The sequence below is a fragment of the Arthrobacter sp. 001422645 genome (assembly GCF_059816125.1).
On record NZ_JCBANT010000035.1, the window covers coordinates 1 to 1,100 of the forward strand.

Here is a 1,100-nt window from a genome sequence, read left to right on the forward strand (position 1 = left end):
AGCAGCCCCTCACGCTTGAGGCTGACCTCGACGCAGCCTTCCATCACCGAGTAAATGTGCAGAAGACCTTCACGGATCTCTTCCTCGGTCCGGGAGGCGCGCTCGTTGACGAACATGATTTCGCCGATCGAGAGGCCCTTGGACTGGCAGCGGCCCAGCAGTTCCGCGGCGGTGCGGAAGGGCAGCGGCAGTTCCTTCTTGGATTCGTCGAGCTCCTTCAGGGCCGCGTCCTCCTCGCCCTCGCGCACGATGAAGCCGCCGCCGACGGAGAAGAAAGTGGCGCGGTGCAGGACTTCGCCGTTGGCGTCGGAAACCGTGAAGGTCATACCGTTGGTGTGCCGGGGCAGGATGGTCAGGGGGCGCAGGATCATGTCCTGGACGCCGTAGGGAAGCTGGACGGAACCGGCCAGCTGCAGCTTCCCGGTCTCAGCGATCGCGGCGAGCCGTTCCTCGACCTCCTCGGGGAGGATCAGTTCGGGGTGGAAGCCTTCCAGCCCGAGCAGGATGGCGGTCATGGTTCCATGGCCGTGGCCGGTGGCGGCGAGGGAACCGAACAGGTCAACGCGCAGCGACGCCACCTTGTCCAGGTCTCCGGAAGCCTTGAGCTCCTCGGCGAAGACGGCGGCGGCCCGCATGGGACCCACCGTGTGTGAACTGGACGGTCCTATTCCGATGGAAAAGAGGTCGAAGACTCCAACGGCCATTGTCGGTTCCTAACTAGCGCTAACTGTGGCCCGGCAGAGGGTCCTGCCGGAAGGCGGTGCGGCCGCCGGTTGGCGGTGCGTGCCGCCGGATGCACGACGCCGGGCGGCAGCTTGTGGCGGCGGCCCGGCGTCGTGATCTGCACTGCTTCTACTTCTGTAATACGTCCCTTAGGCGAGGTTATCAACCGAGGGGTAGAGCGGGTGGGCGGCGGCGAGCGCCTCCACCCGGGATCGCAGACCGGAGAGGTCGGCGCCGGCGTCGGCGATCAGCGCCTCCGCGATGATATCCGCAACCTCTGCGAAGGCCGCCTCGCCGAAACCGCGGGTGGCCAGCGCGGGGGTGCCGATCCGCAGCCCTGAGGTGACCATCGGCGGGCGCGGGTCGAACGGGACGGC

Annotated in this window: 1 protein-coding gene and 1 pseudogene; both read right to left on the minus strand. The window is 67.2% G+C overall.

What is annotated here, in order from left to right; all coding sequences use genetic code 11:
- Positions 1-704 (minus strand): serine dehydratase beta chain (locus AC6EUH_RS18250; RefSeq protein ID WP_499739501.1); only part of this gene is annotated, 704 nt, incomplete at its 3' end.
- Positions 705-872: 168 nt separating this feature from the next.
- Positions 873-1,100 (minus strand): annotated as a pseudogene (locus AC6EUH_RS18255) (serine hydroxymethyltransferase); the annotation flags it as partial.